General features: G+C 61.2%; 15 protein-coding genes. 11 read left to right on the plus strand and 4 right to left on the minus strand.

Going from position 1 to position 16,040, the window contains the following annotated elements; translation table 11 throughout:
* Window positions 1-45: 45 nt before the first annotated feature.
* Window positions 46-849 (plus strand): phosphatase PAP2 family protein, encoded by an 804-nt coding sequence (locus ACLH0H_RS07730; protein ID WP_411381577.1) that lies wholly within the window; start codon window positions 46-48, stop codon window positions 847-849.
* A 152-nt stretch (window positions 850-1,001) separates the two neighbouring features.
* On the opposite strand, the gene ACLH0H_RS07735 is transcribed toward ACLH0H_RS07730, so the two are convergent.
* On the minus strand, window positions 1,002-1,409 hold the full coding sequence (locus ACLH0H_RS07735; RefSeq protein ID WP_411381578.1) for an RNA-binding S4 domain-containing protein: 408 nt from the start codon (window positions 1,407-1,409) through the stop codon (window positions 1,002-1,004).
* 117 nt (window positions 1,410-1,526) lie between these two features.
* Between ACLH0H_RS07735 and ACLH0H_RS07740 the strand changes: the two genes are divergently transcribed.
* From ACLH0H_RS07740 to rimK, 3 genes are read left to right on the plus strand one after another with little or no spacing between them, the layout of a single operon-like run.
* Window positions 1,527-2,306 (plus strand): EAL domain-containing protein, encoded by a 780-nt coding sequence (locus ACLH0H_RS07740; protein ID WP_411381579.1) that lies wholly within the window; start codon window positions 1,527-1,529, stop codon window positions 2,304-2,306.
* A gap of 31 nt (window positions 2,307-2,337) precedes the next feature.
* On the plus strand, window positions 2,338-2,802 hold the full coding sequence (locus ACLH0H_RS07745; RefSeq protein WP_411382387.1) for an ATP-dependent zinc protease: 465 nt from the start codon (window positions 2,338-2,340) through the stop codon (window positions 2,800-2,802).
* Window positions 2,799-3,704, plus strand: coding sequence for a 30S ribosomal protein S6--L-glutamate ligase (rimK, locus tag ACLH0H_RS07750; protein ID WP_003171022.1), 906 nt, complete (start codon window positions 2,799-2,801; stop codon window positions 3,702-3,704). The genes ACLH0H_RS07745 and rimK overlap by 4 nt, the downstream gene beginning before the upstream one ends.
* A gap of 140 nt (window positions 3,705-3,844) precedes the next feature.
* Here rimK and ACLH0H_RS07755 read toward each other — a convergent pair whose 3' ends face one another.
* Entirely contained in the window at window positions 3,845-5,158 is a 1,314-nt protein-coding gene (locus ACLH0H_RS07755; protein ID WP_076951587.1) for an ATP-binding protein, read from the minus strand.
* A gap of 114 nt (window positions 5,159-5,272) precedes the next feature.
* On the minus strand, window positions 5,273-6,013 hold the full coding sequence (gene ompR, locus ACLH0H_RS07760) for a two-component system response regulator OmpR (protein WP_010214095.1): 741 nt from the start codon (window positions 6,011-6,013) through the stop codon (window positions 5,273-5,275).
* 357 nt (window positions 6,014-6,370) lie between these two features.
* On the opposite strand from ompR, the gene ACLH0H_RS07765 reads away from it, so the two are divergent.
* From ACLH0H_RS07765 to tauD, 7 genes are all read left to right on the plus strand, one after another.
* Window positions 6,371-8,707 (plus strand): Tex family protein, encoded by a 2,337-nt coding sequence (locus tag ACLH0H_RS07765; protein WP_411381580.1) that lies wholly within the window; start codon window positions 6,371-6,373, stop codon window positions 8,705-8,707.
* Window positions 8,707-9,090 (plus strand): PaaI family thioesterase, encoded by a 384-nt coding sequence (locus tag ACLH0H_RS07770; RefSeq protein WP_411381581.1) that lies wholly within the window; start codon window positions 8,707-8,709, stop codon window positions 9,088-9,090. Before ACLH0H_RS07765 ends, ACLH0H_RS07770 begins: the two co-directional genes overlap by 1 nt.
* Window positions 9,091-9,304: 214 nt before the next feature.
* Window positions 9,305-10,888, plus strand: coding sequence for a glutamate--cysteine ligase (gshA, locus tag ACLH0H_RS07775; protein ID WP_411381582.1), 1,584 nt, complete (start codon window positions 9,305-9,307; stop codon window positions 10,886-10,888).
* A 463-nt stretch (window positions 10,889-11,351) separates the two neighbouring features.
* Window positions 11,352-12,329, plus strand: a complete 978-nt coding sequence (gene tauA / locus ACLH0H_RS07780) for a taurine ABC transporter substrate-binding protein (protein ID WP_411381583.1) — start codon at window positions 11,352-11,354, stop codon at window positions 12,327-12,329.
* A 17-nt stretch (window positions 12,330-12,346) separates the two neighbouring features.
* The gene (gene tauB / locus ACLH0H_RS07785; protein ID WP_411381584.1) at window positions 12,347-13,126 is read left to right on the plus strand and encodes a taurine ABC transporter ATP-binding subunit; all 780 of its coding nucleotides are present in this window, start codon (window positions 12,347-12,349) and stop codon (window positions 13,124-13,126) included.
* The gene (gene tauC, locus ACLH0H_RS07790; RefSeq protein ID WP_411381585.1) at window positions 13,123-13,959 is read left to right on the plus strand and encodes a taurine ABC transporter permease TauC; all 837 of its coding nucleotides are present in this window, start codon (window positions 13,123-13,125) and stop codon (window positions 13,957-13,959) included. Before tauB ends, tauC begins: the two co-directional genes overlap by 4 nt.
* 11 nt (window positions 13,960-13,970) lie before the next feature.
* Window positions 13,971-14,807: a taurine dioxygenase gene (tauD, locus tag ACLH0H_RS07795; protein WP_411381586.1), complete on the plus strand. Its 837-nt coding sequence runs from the start codon at window positions 13,971-13,973 to the stop codon at window positions 14,805-14,807.
* A 142-nt stretch (window positions 14,808-14,949) separates the two neighbouring features.
* Here tauD and mgrA read toward each other — a convergent pair whose 3' ends face one another.
* Window positions 14,950-15,987 (minus strand): L-glyceraldehyde 3-phosphate reductase, encoded by a 1,038-nt coding sequence (gene mgrA / locus ACLH0H_RS07800; RefSeq protein WP_411381587.1) that lies wholly within the window; start codon window positions 15,985-15,987, stop codon window positions 14,950-14,952.
* Window positions 15,988-16,040 lie beyond the last annotated feature (53 nt).

Here is a 16,040-nt window from a genome sequence, read left to right on the forward strand (position 1 = left end):
TTAGCACCTTTTTGGTGCGGCTTTCTAAAGCAGTGGAGACAGTTTATGAACAATCCGGGTTTGTTCCAAGCCAAGTGGAACCTCGGGGGATGGGCCTGTTGCAATCTACTCGCTATCGGGCTGCTGTGTTTTTGGCTGTGGCCCACGGGCCAGATGCTCTGTGTGACTTTCGACGAATGGCTGTTCCACCTGCTCAATGACCCGCTGGCGAGCAACTCCACATGGCTGAATGTGTGGGCTGTGGCCAGTTTGCGACCGTTTGACGCGGCGGTCGGTGTGATTCTGCTGGCGCTGTTGATCCGCGGCGACTGGGTATTCCAGGCCGTTCAAGTGCGCCAGGCGCTGTTAGGTTTTGTCGGCATTCTGTTGCTGCTGCTGTTTATCCGCATGCTGTTTTCCAAATTCGCGGCGCATATGGGCTGGCAACACAGTAGCCCATCGATGATGATCAGTGGCGCGGTCCAGATGAGCGACTACTTCCCCGGGCTGGAGAAAACCTGGGAGTTGAAGGACCGCTCGAGCCAGAGCTTTCCTGGCGATCACGCTTCGGTATTGCTGATCTGGGGTATGTTCATGTCGGTGTTCGCCAAACGCATCGGCCAGGTACTGGTGATCTGGGGGCTGGCACTGTTGTTCATGATGCCGCGCCTGGTGGCTGGGGCTCACTGGGGGCAGGACGATTATATCGGCGGTGTGTTGCTGGCGCTGTTGGCGCTGGGGTGGGGGTACTACACGCCGTTTGCGGCGAAGGTGTCGCAGGGGTTATTGCGGGTGACGGCGCCGGTGTTTGGGTTGCTGGGGAAGTTGCCGGTGGTTGGGCGTTTGAGTATCGTGCGCATTAGCACCTAACGCCGAAGGTTCAATGTGGGAGCGGCGGTGCGACGATTCGACTTGCTCGCGAAGGCGGTGTGTCAGTCAGCACATGTGTTGACTGATACACCGCCTTCGCGAGCAAGCCCACTCCCACATTTGATCTGCTTTTGGCTGGAGATTGGTGGCACTCATTCATCATTGCCGCTGCCACGAAACTTGAACAAATCGCGGCGTTGTTTCTTGCTCGGCTTGCCGTCAGTGGTCATGCCCGTGGCGCCCGCCTTGCGCATGGCGGCCGCGTTTTCGCGCTTGGCGATACTGGCCTCGGTCTCTGTATAGAGCGCCTGCGCCTCGGGCGCGCCCCGACGAACAATGGAAAGTGCCTGGACCACAATGGTCTTTTCGTCAAAACCTGTACGAATCTGAAACTCATCGCCGACACGTGGCTCTTTGCCCGGCTTGCAGCGCTCGCCACGATGATGCACCTTGCCACTCTCGATCGCGGCCTTCGCCAGGGCACGGGTTTTATAGAAACGCGCCGCCCACAGCCACTTGTCCAGACGGACCTTTTCTTCCTCTTGCTGCTTTTGAACCACTTGAATTCCTCGCTCTGAAAAATGTCGCAACTTTACCGTTGAACCCCTTCGACGCATAAACCCCAAGGCTCACCTAAGATACGCCAGGTAGCACCCTGTTTTTCGCGAGGATACGCTGTGACCGACTTTCCCGTTTCACTCACCTCGCCTGACGGGCGTTGCGTGGGTTGCCAGCAAAGCGAGCCCCTGGGGTTCGATTTTGCATTCGCGTACCAGCCTATCGTAGACCTTCGGGACCGGTCGATCTTTGCCAATGAAGCCTTGGTGCGCGGCGTCGGCGGCGAAGGCGCAATGTCGGTGCTGCAGCAGGTGAATTCAAGCAATCGTTACCGCTTCGACCAGCGCTGTCGCACCCAGGCGATTGCCGGCGCCGCGGCCCTTGGGATGCAAACCCATCTGTCCATCAACTTCATGCCCAATGCGGTGTACCGCCCGGAGCTGTGTATCCGCAGCACCCTGGAGGCGGCGCGTGCGCATAACTTTCCGCTGGACCGGCTGATTTTCGAGACGCTTGAAACCGAGCATGTAGATAACTATCGCCATTTGACGAATATTCTGCGTGAATACCGCGAATTCGGCTTCAAGACCGCCATCGACGATTTCGGCGCGGGCTATTCGGGGCTGAACCTGCTGGCCGATTTCCAACCTGACTTGATCAAGCTCGACATGGCGCTGATACGCGATGTCGATCAGGATCGTGTCCGTCAGGTCATCGTTCGGGGGATTGTCACAATCTGTGAGCAGTTGGGGGTTACTGTCATCGCCGAAGGCATCGAAAGTGCCGGCGAGCGCGACTTCCTCTCCGACTGCGGAATATTTCTGATGCAGGGCTACTGGTTCGCCAAGCCTGCATTCAAAGCCCTGGCCGACGTGACACCAACGGCTTGGGCGAACTGACCGGTTATCCATATTGAAGACATTTGACCATTTGACCGTCGTGGGTCTGCGTGAGTGGGTGGCACTTCCCGACTTGGGAGTCGCGGGCCTGCGCGCAAAGATCGACACGGGTGCCAGCACCTCAAGCCTGCACGCTACCGACATCGAGCCCTTTGAGCGCGATGGCGAAAAGTGGGTGCGCTTCACCGCGCACCTGGGCAGCATCGTGCAGTTGCGTCATCGCCGCTGCGAAGCGCCCCTGGTGACGATGAAAACCATCAAGAGCTCCAACGGCCATGCGCAGGTGCGCTATGTCATCAGCACCACGCTGGCCTTGGGCGACCGGGTATGGCGGGTGGAGTTCACCCTGGCCTGCCGCAAGGCCATGCGCTACCGCCTGTTGCTGGGTTCCAAGGCATTGATTGACGGCCAACTGGTAGTCAATCCCGGCATCAAGTACGTTCAAGACAAGCCGGTGTTCCCGGTCTCTACTATTTCTGCCCCAGGTGCTGCATGAAGATTGCTGTGCTGTCGCGAAACCCGCGTCTGTATTCCACCCGCCGCCTGGTTGAGGCCGGCACTGAACGTGGCCACGAAATGGTGGTGATCGACACGTTGCGTGCCTATATGAACATTGCCAGCCACAAGCCGCAGATTCACTACCGGGGCAAGCCGCTGGAGGGGTTTGATGCCGTGATCCCGCGCATCGGCGCTTCGGTGACATTTTATGGCTGCGCGGTGTTACGCCAGTTTGAAATGATGGGGGTATTCCCCCTCAATGAGTCGGTGGCGATTGCCCGCTCACGGGACAAGCTGCGCTCGCTGCAGTTGCTGTCGCGTCGGGGTATCGGCCTGCCGGTGACCGGCTTCGCCCACTCCCCCGATGACATACCCGACCTGATCGAGATGGTCAACGGCGCGCCGCTGGTGATCAAGGTGCTGGAAGGCACCCAGGGCATCGGCGTGGTGCTGTGTGAAACCGCGACGGCCGCGGAATCCGTGATCGAGGCGTTCATGGGCCTCAAGCAGAACATCATGGTGCAGGAATACATCAAGGAAGCCGGCGGTGCGGATATTCGCTGCTTCGTGGTGGGGGACAAGGTGATCGCAGCGATGAAGCGCCAGGCCAAGCCAGGGGAGTTCCGCTCCAACCTGCACCGCGGCGGCAGCGCCAGCCTGATCAAGATCACCCCGGAAGAACGCATGACCGCGCTGCGGGCGGCCAAGGTGATGGGCCTGGCGGTGGCGGGTGTGGATATCCTGCGCTCCAATCATGGGCCGCTGGTGATGGAAGTAAATTCGTCGCCGGGTCTGGAAGGGATCGAGACCACCACAGGGAAGGATGTCGCGGGGATCATCATCCAGCATCTGGAAAAGAATGGCGGGCCGAATATGACGCGGACCAAGGGCAAGGGCTGATACGCGGCAAGCTTTGGCACACTGCAAAACCAATGTGGGAGCGGGCTTGCTCGCGAAAGCGGTGGGTCAGTCGATATTTCTAGTGACTGACACTCAGTATTCGCGGGCAGCCCGCTCCCACATTTGATATCTGTTGTTGATTAGACCGCGTCTCTAGGCAACATCAAGCCCAGCGGCAACCTCACCCTAGCCTCCAGGCCGCCTTCCTCGCGGTTGCGCAGCTCGACATTGCCGCCATGCATCGAAGCAATCCGCCGCACGATGGCCAGGCCCAGGCCAGTGCCCTTGCCTCCCCGGGCACGGTCGCCACGGGTGAAGGGGTTGAAGATGCCTTCCAGCTCGTCCGGGTCGATACCCGCGCCACGGTCCATCACGCTCAGCACCACATAGGGCGCGGCACTGTCGCCGGACACATACGCCGCCACTTCCACATCGGACCCCGCGTGGTGCAAGGCGTTACCAATCAGGTTGTTCAACAGGCGCTTCATCGACACCCGACGCAACGCAAACGGTTGGATCGGCTCCAGGCGCATGCGCACCTGCTCACCGTTCTGGTTGTAGGGCGCCACCACCTCACGTACCAGGTCCGTCAGGTCGACCTCTTCCACCACTTCATCACGGCCATCGCGGATGAACGCCAGGAACTGGTCGAGGATAGCGTCCATGTCCTCGATGTCGCGGACCATGTCATCGGTGAGGTCGGTATGGTTGCCCATCAACTCCAGTGACAGACGCAGTCGCGTCAAGGGTGTGCGCAAGTCGTGGGAGACCCCCGCCAGCATCAGCTCGCGTTCGCGACCGGCCTGTTCGACATCCTCCGCCATCTGGTTGAACGCACCGTACACCTCGGTCATCTCGCTGGGCGTATCACTGACCGGCAGGCGCACGCTGCGGCCCTGGCCTAACTGGCGGGCGGCAAAGACCAGACGTTTAAGCGGCTGGTTGAGTTGACGCACGAAAATCCAGGCGGAAGCGGTGGAAAGCAAGCCGATGGCCAGGAACCAGCCCAGCACGTTCCAGATCTTCTGCCCACGCAACGGGTGGGGATACAGCGGCACCTTGATCCAGGCATCGCCCAGGCTCGGCGCCCTCACCCACAACGCAGGCGAAACATGCATGCGCAAGCGGACTTCGGTGTCCTCTCCGAGCTCTGCCTGCATCTGGCGCTGGTAGATCTCGCTGTAGGGCCAGTGCTGCTCACCCTCGGGCACTCCGGCGCCGTCGACCCGAATCAGGGTGGAGGCCTTCGCCACCTTCTCGCGATTTTCCTCGTCAACGGCCCAGTAGGCACGCAGTGTCAGGGCAACACCGTGGCTGTACTGTCGATCCACCAGCACGTCTTCGTTCATTAACAGATAAACCAGCGTGAGTGCCTTGGAAAACAGAACGACGATCAGCACCAGCCAAAGGGTGCGGGAGAAGAAACTTTGCGGGAACCACAGCGGGGTTTTCATGAGGACAGCTAAATACCTTGAGAAACGAGCGGCGCTCGCACAATTGCAGACGCCGGACATCCCGTCGACCCTTATGGAGTCAGACGCCGGGATGCCCGCCGTGCAAATCACCGGTCAACTGGTTTTATTGCCATCCGGCACGAACACATAACCCACGCCCCATACTGTCTGGATGTACCGTGGCTTGGACGGGTCGGGCTCGATCATCCGGCGCAGACGGGATATCTGCACGTCGATGGAGCGCTCCAGGGCGTCCCACTCCCGGCCACGGGCCAGGTTCATCAGCTTGTCGCGCGTCAACGGCTGGCGCGCGTTCATCACCAGGGCCTTGAGCACGGCGAATTCGCCGGTGGTCAACATGTGCACTTCATCGCCACGCTTGAGCTCACGGGTCGCCAGCGACAGTTCGTAGTCGCCAAAGGTGACGCTTTCGTCTTCGCTGCCCGGTGCGCCCGGCACCGGTGCGGCCTGGCGCCGCAGTACCGCCTTGACCCGCGCCATCAGCTCGTCAGGGTTGAATGGCTTGGCCAGGTAGTCATCCGCGCCCAGTTCAAGGCCCTTGATACGGCTCAGCTCATCGCCCTTGGCGGTCAGCATGATGATTGGGATCTGGTTATTTGCGCCGCGCAGGCGCTTGCAGGCGGTGAGGCCGTCTTCGCCGGGCAGCATCAGGTCGAGGACGACCAGGTTGAAGACCTCACGCCCCAGCAGACGGTCCATCTGCTCGGTGTTCGGCACCGCACGGGCACGGTAGCCCTTGGAGTTGAAAAAACGCTCCAGCAGGCTGCTCAGCCCCGGATCGTCATCAACGATGAGAATTTTTTCGCCTTCAGCAGTTTGTGCAGTGCTGCTCATTGGATGCTCCTCTTATCTCGGCGCGCATTATGGCCTAGCTGCCGTTATACGCACCGTGTGCATTGTTAGCAGATTTTTCCTCTACTGCCAGCGAACCCGCGCCCCACAACCGTTGGAGCAATCACCCCCAAGCGCGGAACGCTGGTTATAATGCGGCGCCGTCGTGCTGGGCAACGTCAGATCGTTACCGTTTAATGCCTCGGCTTTTTTCACCCGCGTGTCGTGATTTTTTCAATTTCGAGGGTCAATAGGCTGCCTCTTGACCCAGGCAGCGGCGCCGGTCGGGCCGCTCAACCAGTCTTCCAAGGCCTTGTTTTCCGGGCCTGCGAGCTGCTTTTCAGAATTTCAGGTGGTTTTATGGACAGCATCAACAGCCGCATCGCCGAGGAACTCGGCGTACGCCCACAACAGGTCGAAGCGGCCGTCGCTCTACTGGATGAAGGCTCCACGGTGCCCTTCATTGCCCGTTACCGTAAAGAAGTGACCGGCAGCCTCGACGATATCCAACTGCGTCACCTGGAAGAGCGCCTGCGCTACCTGCGAGAACTCGACGAACGGCGTATCAGCATCCTCGCCAGCATCGGGGAACAGGGCAAGTTGACCCCACAACTGGAGCGCGACATCAAGCTCGCCGACACCAAGACCCGCCTCGAAGACCTCTACTTGCCGTACAAGCAGAAGCGTCGCACCAAGGGCCAGATCGCCCTCGAAGCCGGCCTGGGCGAGCTGGCGGACGGCCTGTTCAACGACCCGACGCTGAACCCGGAGGCCGAAGCCGCACGTTTCGTCGACAGCGAAAAAGGTGTCGCCGACGTCAAGGCGGCCCTCGAAGGCGCCAAGTACATCCTCATGGAGCGCTTCGCCGAAGACGCCAGCCTGCTGGAAAAACTGCGCACTTACCTCAAGCAGGAAGCCATCCTCAGTGCCCGCGTCATCGCCGGCAAAGAGGAAGAAGGCGCCAAGTTCCGCGATTACTTCGAACACGACGAACCGCTCAAGAGCATGCCGTCTCACCGTGCACTCGCCATTTTCCGGGGCCGCAACGAAGGCATCCTCAGTTCTGCGCTGAAGGTTGGCGATGAGTTGCCGGGCACCATGCACCCGTGCGAAGGCATGATCGGTCAACAATTCGGCATCCAGAATCAGAACCGTCCCGCAGACAAGTGGCTCGGTGAAGTCGTGCGCTGGACCTGGAAGGTCAAGCTCTACACCCACCTCGAAACCGACCTGCTCGGCGAGTTGCGCGACAGCGCCGAAACCGAGGCGATCAACGTCTTCGCCCATAACCTGCACGACCTGCTGCTGGCCGCACCGGCCGGCCCGCGCGCAACCCTGGGCCTCGACCCGGGCCTGCGCACCGGCTGCAAGGTCGCCGTGGTCGACGCCACCGGCAAGCTGCTCGACCACGCCACGGTGTATCCGCACGTGCCGCACAACAAATGGGACCAGACGCTGGCGATTCTTGCCGCCCTGTGCGCCAAGCACTCGGTGGACCTGATCGCCATCGGCAACGGCACCGCCAGCCGCGAGACCGACAAGCTGGCTGCCGAGCTGATCAAGAAATACCCAGCGATGAAGATGACCAAGGTCATGGTCTCCGAGGCCGGCGCTTCGGTGTACTCGGCATCGGAACTGGCCTCCAAGGAATTCCCGGACCTCGACGTGTCGATCCGTGGCGCCGTCTCCATTGCCCGCCGCCTGCAGGACCCGCTGGCCGAACTGGTGAAGATCGACCCTAAATCCATCGGTGTCGGCCAGTACCAGCACGACGTGTCGCAGTTGAAACTGGCGCGCGGCCTGGATGCGGTGGTGGAAGACTGCGTAAACGCCGTGGGCGTGGATGTGAACACCGCTTCCGTGGCGCTGCTGGCGCGTATCTCGGGCCTCAACGCTACCCTGGCGCAGAATATCGTGACTCACCGTGACGAAAACGGCGCCTTCAAAACCCGCGCCGCGCTGAAAAAAGTCGCGCGCCTGGGTGAAAAAACCTTTGAACAGGCTGCTGGTTTCCTACGCGTAATGAATGGCGACAACCCGCTGGATTCCTCTGCGGTGCACCCGGAAGCCTACCCGCTGGTGCAACGCATCGCCGCCGAAACCGACCGCGATATCCGCTCGCTGATCGGTGACGCTGCGTTCCTCAAGCGCCTTGACCCAAAGAAGTACACCGATGAAACCTTCGGTGTGCCAACCATCACCGACATCCTGCAAGAGCTGGAAAAGCCTGGCCGCGACCCGCGCCCGGAGTTCAAGACCGCCGAGTTCCAGGACGGCGTCGAAGACCTCAAGGACCTGCAACTGGGCATGATCCTGGAAGGTGTGGTGACCAACGTGACCAATTTCGGTGCCTTCGTGGACATCGGCGTGCATCAGGACGGCTTGGTGCATATCTCCGCGCTGTCGGAGAAGTTCATCAAGGATCCGCGCGAAGCGGTGAAAGCCGGTGATGTGGTCAAGGTCAAGGTCATGGAAGTCGACATCCCGCGCAAACGTGTCGGTTTGTCGATGCGCATGAGCGACACGCCCGGCGAGAAAATCGACGGTGCCCGGGGCGCGCGTCCTGGCTCCGCACCTCGTTCGTCGCAGAACCGCTCCGAAAACGCTGCACCGCGCAAGGAGACCGCCACCACAGCGCCGAGCAATAACGCCATGGCCTCGCTGTTCGCCAATGCCAAACAGTTGAAGAAGCGCTGATGCAAATCCCGGCCGGCTTGACCCAGAGCGCGTTCAGCGAACTGATCGGCTGCCGCCTGCAACGCCTTGAGGAAGGCGTTGCCGAGGTGGCCCTGACCCTGGAGCCGCACTTGCGCAACCGCGCGGGCAAGCTCCATGGCGGGGCAATCTTCAGCCTGGTGGACATTACGATGGGGCTGGCGTGTTCCAGCACCCACGGTTTCGACCAGCAGAGCGCGACCATCGAATGCAAGATCAACTATATCCGCGCGGTGGAAGACGGCGACGTGCTGTGCACCAGCCGGGTGGTCCATGCCGGTCGACGCACATTGGTGGTCGAGGCGGATGTGTATCAGGGCGAAAGACTTGTCGCAAAAGCACAGGGCACCTTCGCTGTCCTATAGCTCCCCACACCCGATATGAGGTAATTTCGACGCTGCGATAGCGGCGTCGGAATTTTCTCGCTGCGCTGTAGCCAAATTCATGGAGTGAAGCCGGCATTTTCAGAACGGGTCCCGTCGACTCTAAACCAGGCGATCACGCCAGTTTTAACTTCACCCTTGTAGACCGTCCTGCCCACCCCCATATTGGGGCGACTGACGCGTGAAGGAATCCAACTTGAGCGAACTTCTCAACCGCCGCCTGGCCCTGCTCGGCAAGCGCGAACACCTCTCCCTGCTAGAGCAGTGCTTGCACGGCATCGAGCGTGAATGCCTGCGCGTCACCAGCGAGGGTCGCCTGGCGCAAACGCCGCACCCCGAAGCCCTGGGCGCCGCGTTGACCAACGAATTGATCACCACCGACTACTCGGAATCGCTGCTGGAGTTCATCACCCCGGCCCTGCCTAACCCGGCCGATACCCTGAGCAGCCTGGACAAGATCCACCGCTTTGCCTACACCAAGCTCGGCAGCGAATACCTGTGGAGCCCCTCGATGCCGTGCCCGTTGCCGGCCGAGGAAGATATTCCGATTGCCTACTACGGCACCTCCAATATCGGCCAGCTCAAGTACGTGTACCGCAAGGGCCTGGCCCTGCGTTACGGCAAGACCATGCAGTGCATCGCCGGCATCCACTACAATTTTTCGCTGCCGGAACAGTTGTGGCCGCTGCTCAAGGAGACTGAAGGGTTCGTCGGCACCGACCGCGACTACCAGTCCAACGCCTATATCGCGCTGATCCGCAATTTCCGTCGCTATAGCTGGCTGCTGATGTACCTGTTCGGTGCGTCCCCGGCCCTGGACGCCGGCTTCCTGCGCGGTCGTTCGCACCAGTTGGAAGTGCTCGACGCCGATACCCTGTACCTGCCGTATGCCACGAGCCTGCGCATGAGCGACCTGGGTTACCAGAGCAACGCCCAGGCCGGCCTCACGCCGTGCTACAACGACCTGGTCAGCTACACCGACAGCCTGCGCGAAGCGGTCGCAACGCCCTACGCGCCGTACGTCGAAATCGGCACGCACAAGGACGGTGAGTGGGTTCAGCTCAACACCAACATCCTGCAGATCGAAAACGAGTACTACTCCAACATTCGTCCCAAGCGCGTGACTTACACCGGCGAGCGGCCGATCCAGGCGCTGATGGCCCGTGGCATCCAATACATCGAAGTGCGCTGCCTGGACATCAATCCGTTCCTGCCGCTGGGTATCGACCTTCAGGAATCGCGCTTTCTCGATGCGTTCCTGCTGTATTGCGCGCTGAACGACAGCCCGTTGTTCGCCAATAACGAATGTGGCAACGCCACTTCCAACTTCCTCAGCGTGGTCAAGGAAGGTCGCCGTCCGGGCCTGCAATTGCAGCGCAACGGCCAAGCCGTGGACATGAAGGCGTGGGCTGCCGAGCTGTTGGAGAAGATCGCACCCTTGGCTGCCTTGCTCGATGAGAGCCATGGCATCACCGAGCATGGCCAGGCGCTGGACGCTCAACTGGCCAAGGTCCAGGACCCGTCCCTGACGCCGTCGGCCCAAGTGCTGGCGGCAATGGCCGAGCGCAAAGAGAGTTTTGCGCAGTTCTCCCTGCACCAGAGTGAGGTTCACGCCGAGTACTTCCGCAAGGAACCATTGCCGGCCGAAGAGCAGGCACGCTTTGAAGAACTGGCGCGTTCGTCGCTGGCGCAGCAGGCGGAGCTGGAGCAGAACGAAGTGGGCGATTTCGATGTGTTTGTCGGGTCGTACCAAGCCAGTATTCTCGCCATCAGCAACTAAAGCCGTACGCCGCCTTTTGGGGAAGCTGGCTTATGTGGGAGCTGGCTTGCCTGCGATGCAAACGACTCGGTGTATCAGTGAAACCCCGGTGATGCCATCGCAGCATAGGTATCTACACAACTTTCAAAGGCTGACAAATCTCCTTGTAGTGAGCGGGCTTGTCCCGCGCTGGGTGGCGAAGCCGCCCCAATAAAGACACCGCGCAGTTTCAGATAAACGCAATTCGCCTGGTTTGGGGCCGCTTCGCAGCCCAGCGCGGGACAAGCCCGCTCACTACAGAAATGTGTAGATACCTATGGCCATCGCAGGCAAGCCAGCTCCCACATTGTTCTGTTCACCCCCGAAGATTGATTTGCGCCGTCTCCGACTAAGCTAATTCGAAAACGTTATTTATTTTCGAATTCTTAGATCATTTAGTCTCCTCACACGCCGACCCTCGGCCGCCTGATTGAGGAGCTTCCCCTTGAAACTGCTTACCCCTCTGCGCCTTTTGGCCGCATTGTCCCTGGCCGGTGCCAGCCTGTTTGCCCAGGCGGCGGATGTGACCATCGCTTACCAGACCACCGTGGACCCGGCCAAAGTCGCCCAGGCCGACGGCGCGTATGAAAAAGCCACCAACGCCAAAATCGACTGGCGCAAGTTCGATAATGGCGCCGACATCATTGCGGCCATCGCGTCCGGCGACGTGCAGATCGGCTACCTCGGTTCCAGCCCGCTGACCGCGGCGATCACACGCAAAGTGCCGGTGGAAACGTTCCTCGTCGCCACCCAGATCGGCGGCGCCGAAGCCTTGGTAGCGCGCGATGGGTCCGGGATCAACGGCCCCCAGGACCTGATCGGTAAAAAGATCGCTGTGCCGTTTGTGTCCACGGGGCATTACAGCCTGCTCGCCGCGCTGAAGCACTGGAACATCGACCCGTCCAAAGTGACCATCCTCAACCTCGCGCCGCCGGCGATCATTGCCGCCTGGAAGCGCGGTGATATCGATGCCACTTACGTGTGGGACCCTGCCTTGGGGGTGGCCAAGGAAAACGGCAAGGTGCTGATCACCTCCGGCGAGCTGGCCAAGTTCGGCGCGCCGACCTTCGATGCGTGGATTGTGCGTAAGGATTTTGCCCAGAAGCACCCGGAAATCGTCACGGCTTTCGCCAAAGTCACCCTGGATGCCTACGCCGCCTACCGCAAAGACCCACAAGCCTGGCTTGCCGACAAAACCAACGTCGACAAGCTGGTGAAACTCTCCGGCGCCAAGGCCAGCGACATCCCCTTGCTGCTGCAAGGCAATGTCTACCCGCTGGCCGCTGACCAGGTCACCCTGCTGGGCGCGCCCACCACCAAGGCCGTGACCGACACCGCTGCGTTCCTCAAGGAGCAAGGCAAGGTCGACGCCGTGCTGCCGGACTACGCCCCTTACGTCAGCGCCCAATTCATTACCCACTGATTCAGGAGTTCATGGCGATGGCCTTGCTACAGCTGGAGCGCATCAGCGCACAGTACCCAGGCGCCACAGCACCGGTACTGTCGGACATTTCACTGGAGCTGGGCCCCCGGCAATTGCTGGTGGCCCTCGGCCCGTCCGGCAGTGGCAAGACGTCGCTGCTGAACTTGATTGCCGGGTTTGTCGAACCCTCCGGCGGGCGTATCACCCTCGACGGCGTGCCGGTGAGGGGCCCGAGCGCCGAGCGCGGCGTGGTGTTCCAGGACGATGCCCTGCTGCCCTGGCAGGACGTGCTGGCCAACGTCGGCTTCGGCCTGGAGCTGGCCGGCGTGCCCAAGGCGCAACGTGAAGCGCGCGCCCGTGAAATGCTCGCCCTGGTGGACCTGACAGGTTTCGACAGCCGTCGCGTCTGGCAGCTCTCCGGAGGCCAGAAGCAACGCGTCGGCCTGGCCCGCGCCCTGGCTGCCGACCCTCGCGTATTGCTGATGGATGAACCCTTCGGCGCCCTCGACGCCTTTACCCGCGAGCAGATGCAGGAACTGCTGCTGCAAGTCTGGCGGCGCACGGCCAAACCCGTGTTCCTGATTACCCACGACATCGAGGAAGCCGTGTTCCTCGCCACCGACTTGATCCTGCTGGCACCCAACCCCGGCCAGATCGTCGAGCGCCTGAGCCTGGACTTTGGCCAACGCTACGCCGCCGGTGAATCGGCGCGGGCGATCAAGTCCGACCCGCGCTTTATCGAAACCCGCGAACACGTACTGGGCAAAGTGTTCTCCCAACGTCAGGTGTCCGCATGAGCAGCTACGAACTCCCCGCCACCGCCACCCAGCCGGTGGCGCATGCGGTCATCCCGCTACGTCGCAACCTGAGCACACGCTGGATCAGCCTGTTGACGCTGGTCGTACTGCTGGCGATATGGTGGGCTGTGACCGCTACCGGCCTGATCGAACCCTTGTTCCTGCCGCCGCCAGCGGCCGTGCTGCAAAAGGGCTGGCTGCTTGCAACAACCGGCTACATGGACTCAACCCTGTGGCAGCACTTGGGCGCGAGCCTCAGCCGTATCGGTCTGGGCCTGGGCTTCGCGGTATTGACCGCCGTGCCGGTGGGCATTGCCATCGGCTCCAACCGTATCGCGCGCGGCATTCTCGACCCGCTGATCGAGTTCTATCGGCCGATCCCGCCGCTGGCCTATCTGCCGTTGATCGTGATCTGGTGCGGCATCGGTGAGCTGTCCAAGGTGTTGCTGATTTACCTGGCGATCTTCGCCCCCATCGCCATCGCCACCGCGACCGGCGTGCGCACGGTCGACCCGGCCAAAGTGCGCGCGGCGCAGTCTTTGGGCGCCACCCGCGCGCAGCTGATTCGCCATGTGATCCTGCCAAGCGCCTTGCCCGACATCCTTACCGGTGTGCGCATCGGGCTGGGCGTAGGTTGGTCCACCCTGGTCGCCGCTGAATTGATCGCGGCCACCAGCGGCCTGGGTTTCATGGTGCAGTCGGCGGCGCAGTTCCTGGTCACCGATGTGGTGGTGCTGGGGATCCTGGTCATCGCCCTGATCGCCTTCGCCATGGAAATGGGCCTGCGTGCCCTGCAACGCAAACTGGTGCCATGGCATGGCCAGGCACATTAAGTGAGAACCGCATGAACAGCCTGACCGTTACGCCATTAAGCATTGCCTTGGGCGCCCAGATCAGCGGCGTCGACATCACCCAGCCGCTGGCCCCTGAACAGCGCGACGCCATCGAACAGGCATTGCTCAGGCATTCGGTGCTGTTCTTCCGCGACCAGCCGATCAACCCGCGGCAACAGGCTCGGTTTGCGGCGAACTTCGGCGATCTGCACATTCACCCGATCTACCCCAACGTGCCGGAACAGCCCGAAGTGCTGATCCTCGATACGGCCGTCACCGACGTGCGTGACAACGCCGTGTGGCACACCGACGTGACCTTCCTGCCCACCCCGGCGCTCGGTGCGGTACTCAGTGCCAAGCTGCTGCCGGCGTTTGGTGGCGATACGCTGTGGGCCAGCGGGATTGCGGCGTATGAAGCGTTCTCCGAGCCGTTGAAGCGGTTGCTCGACGGACTGACCGCTACCCATGACTTCACCAAATCCTTCCCGCTCGAGCGCTTCGGCACCAGCGCCGAAGACCTGGCGCGCTGGGAAGAGGCGCGCAAGAAGAACCCACCGCTGTCACACCCGGTGGTGCGCACACATCCTGTAAGCGGGCGTAAATCGCTGTTTGTCAGTGATGGCTTCACCACTCGGATCAACGAACTGGAACCGGCGGAAAGCGAGGCGATTCTCAAACTGCTGTTCGCCCACGCGACCCGCCCGGAGTTCACCATTCGCTGGCGCTGGCAGGAAAATGATGTGGCGTTCTGGGATAACCGCGTGACCCAGCATTACGCGGTAGATGACTACCGGCCGCAGCGGCGGGTGATGCATCGGGCGACAATTTTGGGGGATGTGCCTTTCTAGAGCACAGTGGAAATCCAATGTGGGAGCGGGCTTGCTCGCGAAAGCGTTGTATCAGAAACACATCAGTGACTGACACTCCGCTTTCGCAAGCAAGTTGAATCGTCGCACCGCCGCTCCCACAATTTAATTGTCGGGTGTCAGGTTATTCGGCGGTGGAGGGCTTTTCCCACAGGTTAATCCCACCTTCCTGCGCAAACCGATCGATCTCCGCCAGTTCTTCCACGCTGAAACTCAAGTTCTTCAACGCGCCGACGTTCTCGATAATCTGCTCCGGCCGGCTCGCGCCGATCAGCGCGCTGGTCACCCGGGGATCACGCAGCGTCCACGCCAGGGCGAGCTGCGCGAGGCTCTGGCCACGGCGCTGGGCGATTTCATTCAGGGCACGCACGTGGGCGATGTTGGTTTCGGACAGGTGCTTGGCCTGCAACGAACCACCACCTGGGCGATTCACGCGCGCATCAGCCGGCACGCCATTGAGGTATTTGTCGGTCAGCAGCCCTTGGGCCAGCGGTGTGAAAGCAATCACCCCGGCGCCGAGTTCTTCAGTGGTGTCGAGCAGGTCTTTTTCCACCCAGCGGTTGAGCAGGTTGTAGGCCGGCTGGTGGATCAGCAACGGCACTTTCCACTCTTTGAGCAGCGCCGCCATTTCACGGGTTTTCACGCCGGAGTAGGACGAGATGCCGATGTACAAGGCCTTGCCCTGTTGCACGGCGGTGGCCAGGGCGCTGGCGGTTTCTTCCAGTGGGGTGTCGGCGTCAAAACGGTGGGAATAGAAGATATCCACGTAGTCGACGCCCAGGCGTTGCAGGCTCTGGTCGAGGCTCGCCAGTATATATTTGCGCGAGCCGCCGCCCTGGCCATACGGACCGGGCCACATGTCCCAACCGGCCTTGCTGGAGATGATCAGTTCGTCGCGGTACTGCTTGAAGTCTTCGCGCAGCAAACGGCCAAAGTTGATTTCGGCGCTGCCGTAGGGCGGGCCGTAGTTGTTGGCCAGGTCGAAGTGGTTGATGCCCAAGTCGAACGCGGTGCGCAACAGCGCGCGCTGGGTGTCGATCGGGGTGCTATCGCCAAAGTTGTGCCACAGGCCCAGGGACAGTGCCGGCAGCACCAGCCCACTGCGGCCTACGCGGCGATACGGGATAGATTCATAGCGGTTTTCGGCAGCAATGTAAGTCATCGAATCCTCTCTTGGACGTTGGCTATAAGGCCAGGGAATAAACTTATTCCCTG

The organism is Pseudomonas sp. MPB26, from assembly GCF_046605355.1.
Taxonomy (GTDB): Bacteria; Pseudomonadota; Gammaproteobacteria; order Pseudomonadales; family Pseudomonadaceae; genus Aquipseudomonas; species Aquipseudomonas cedrina.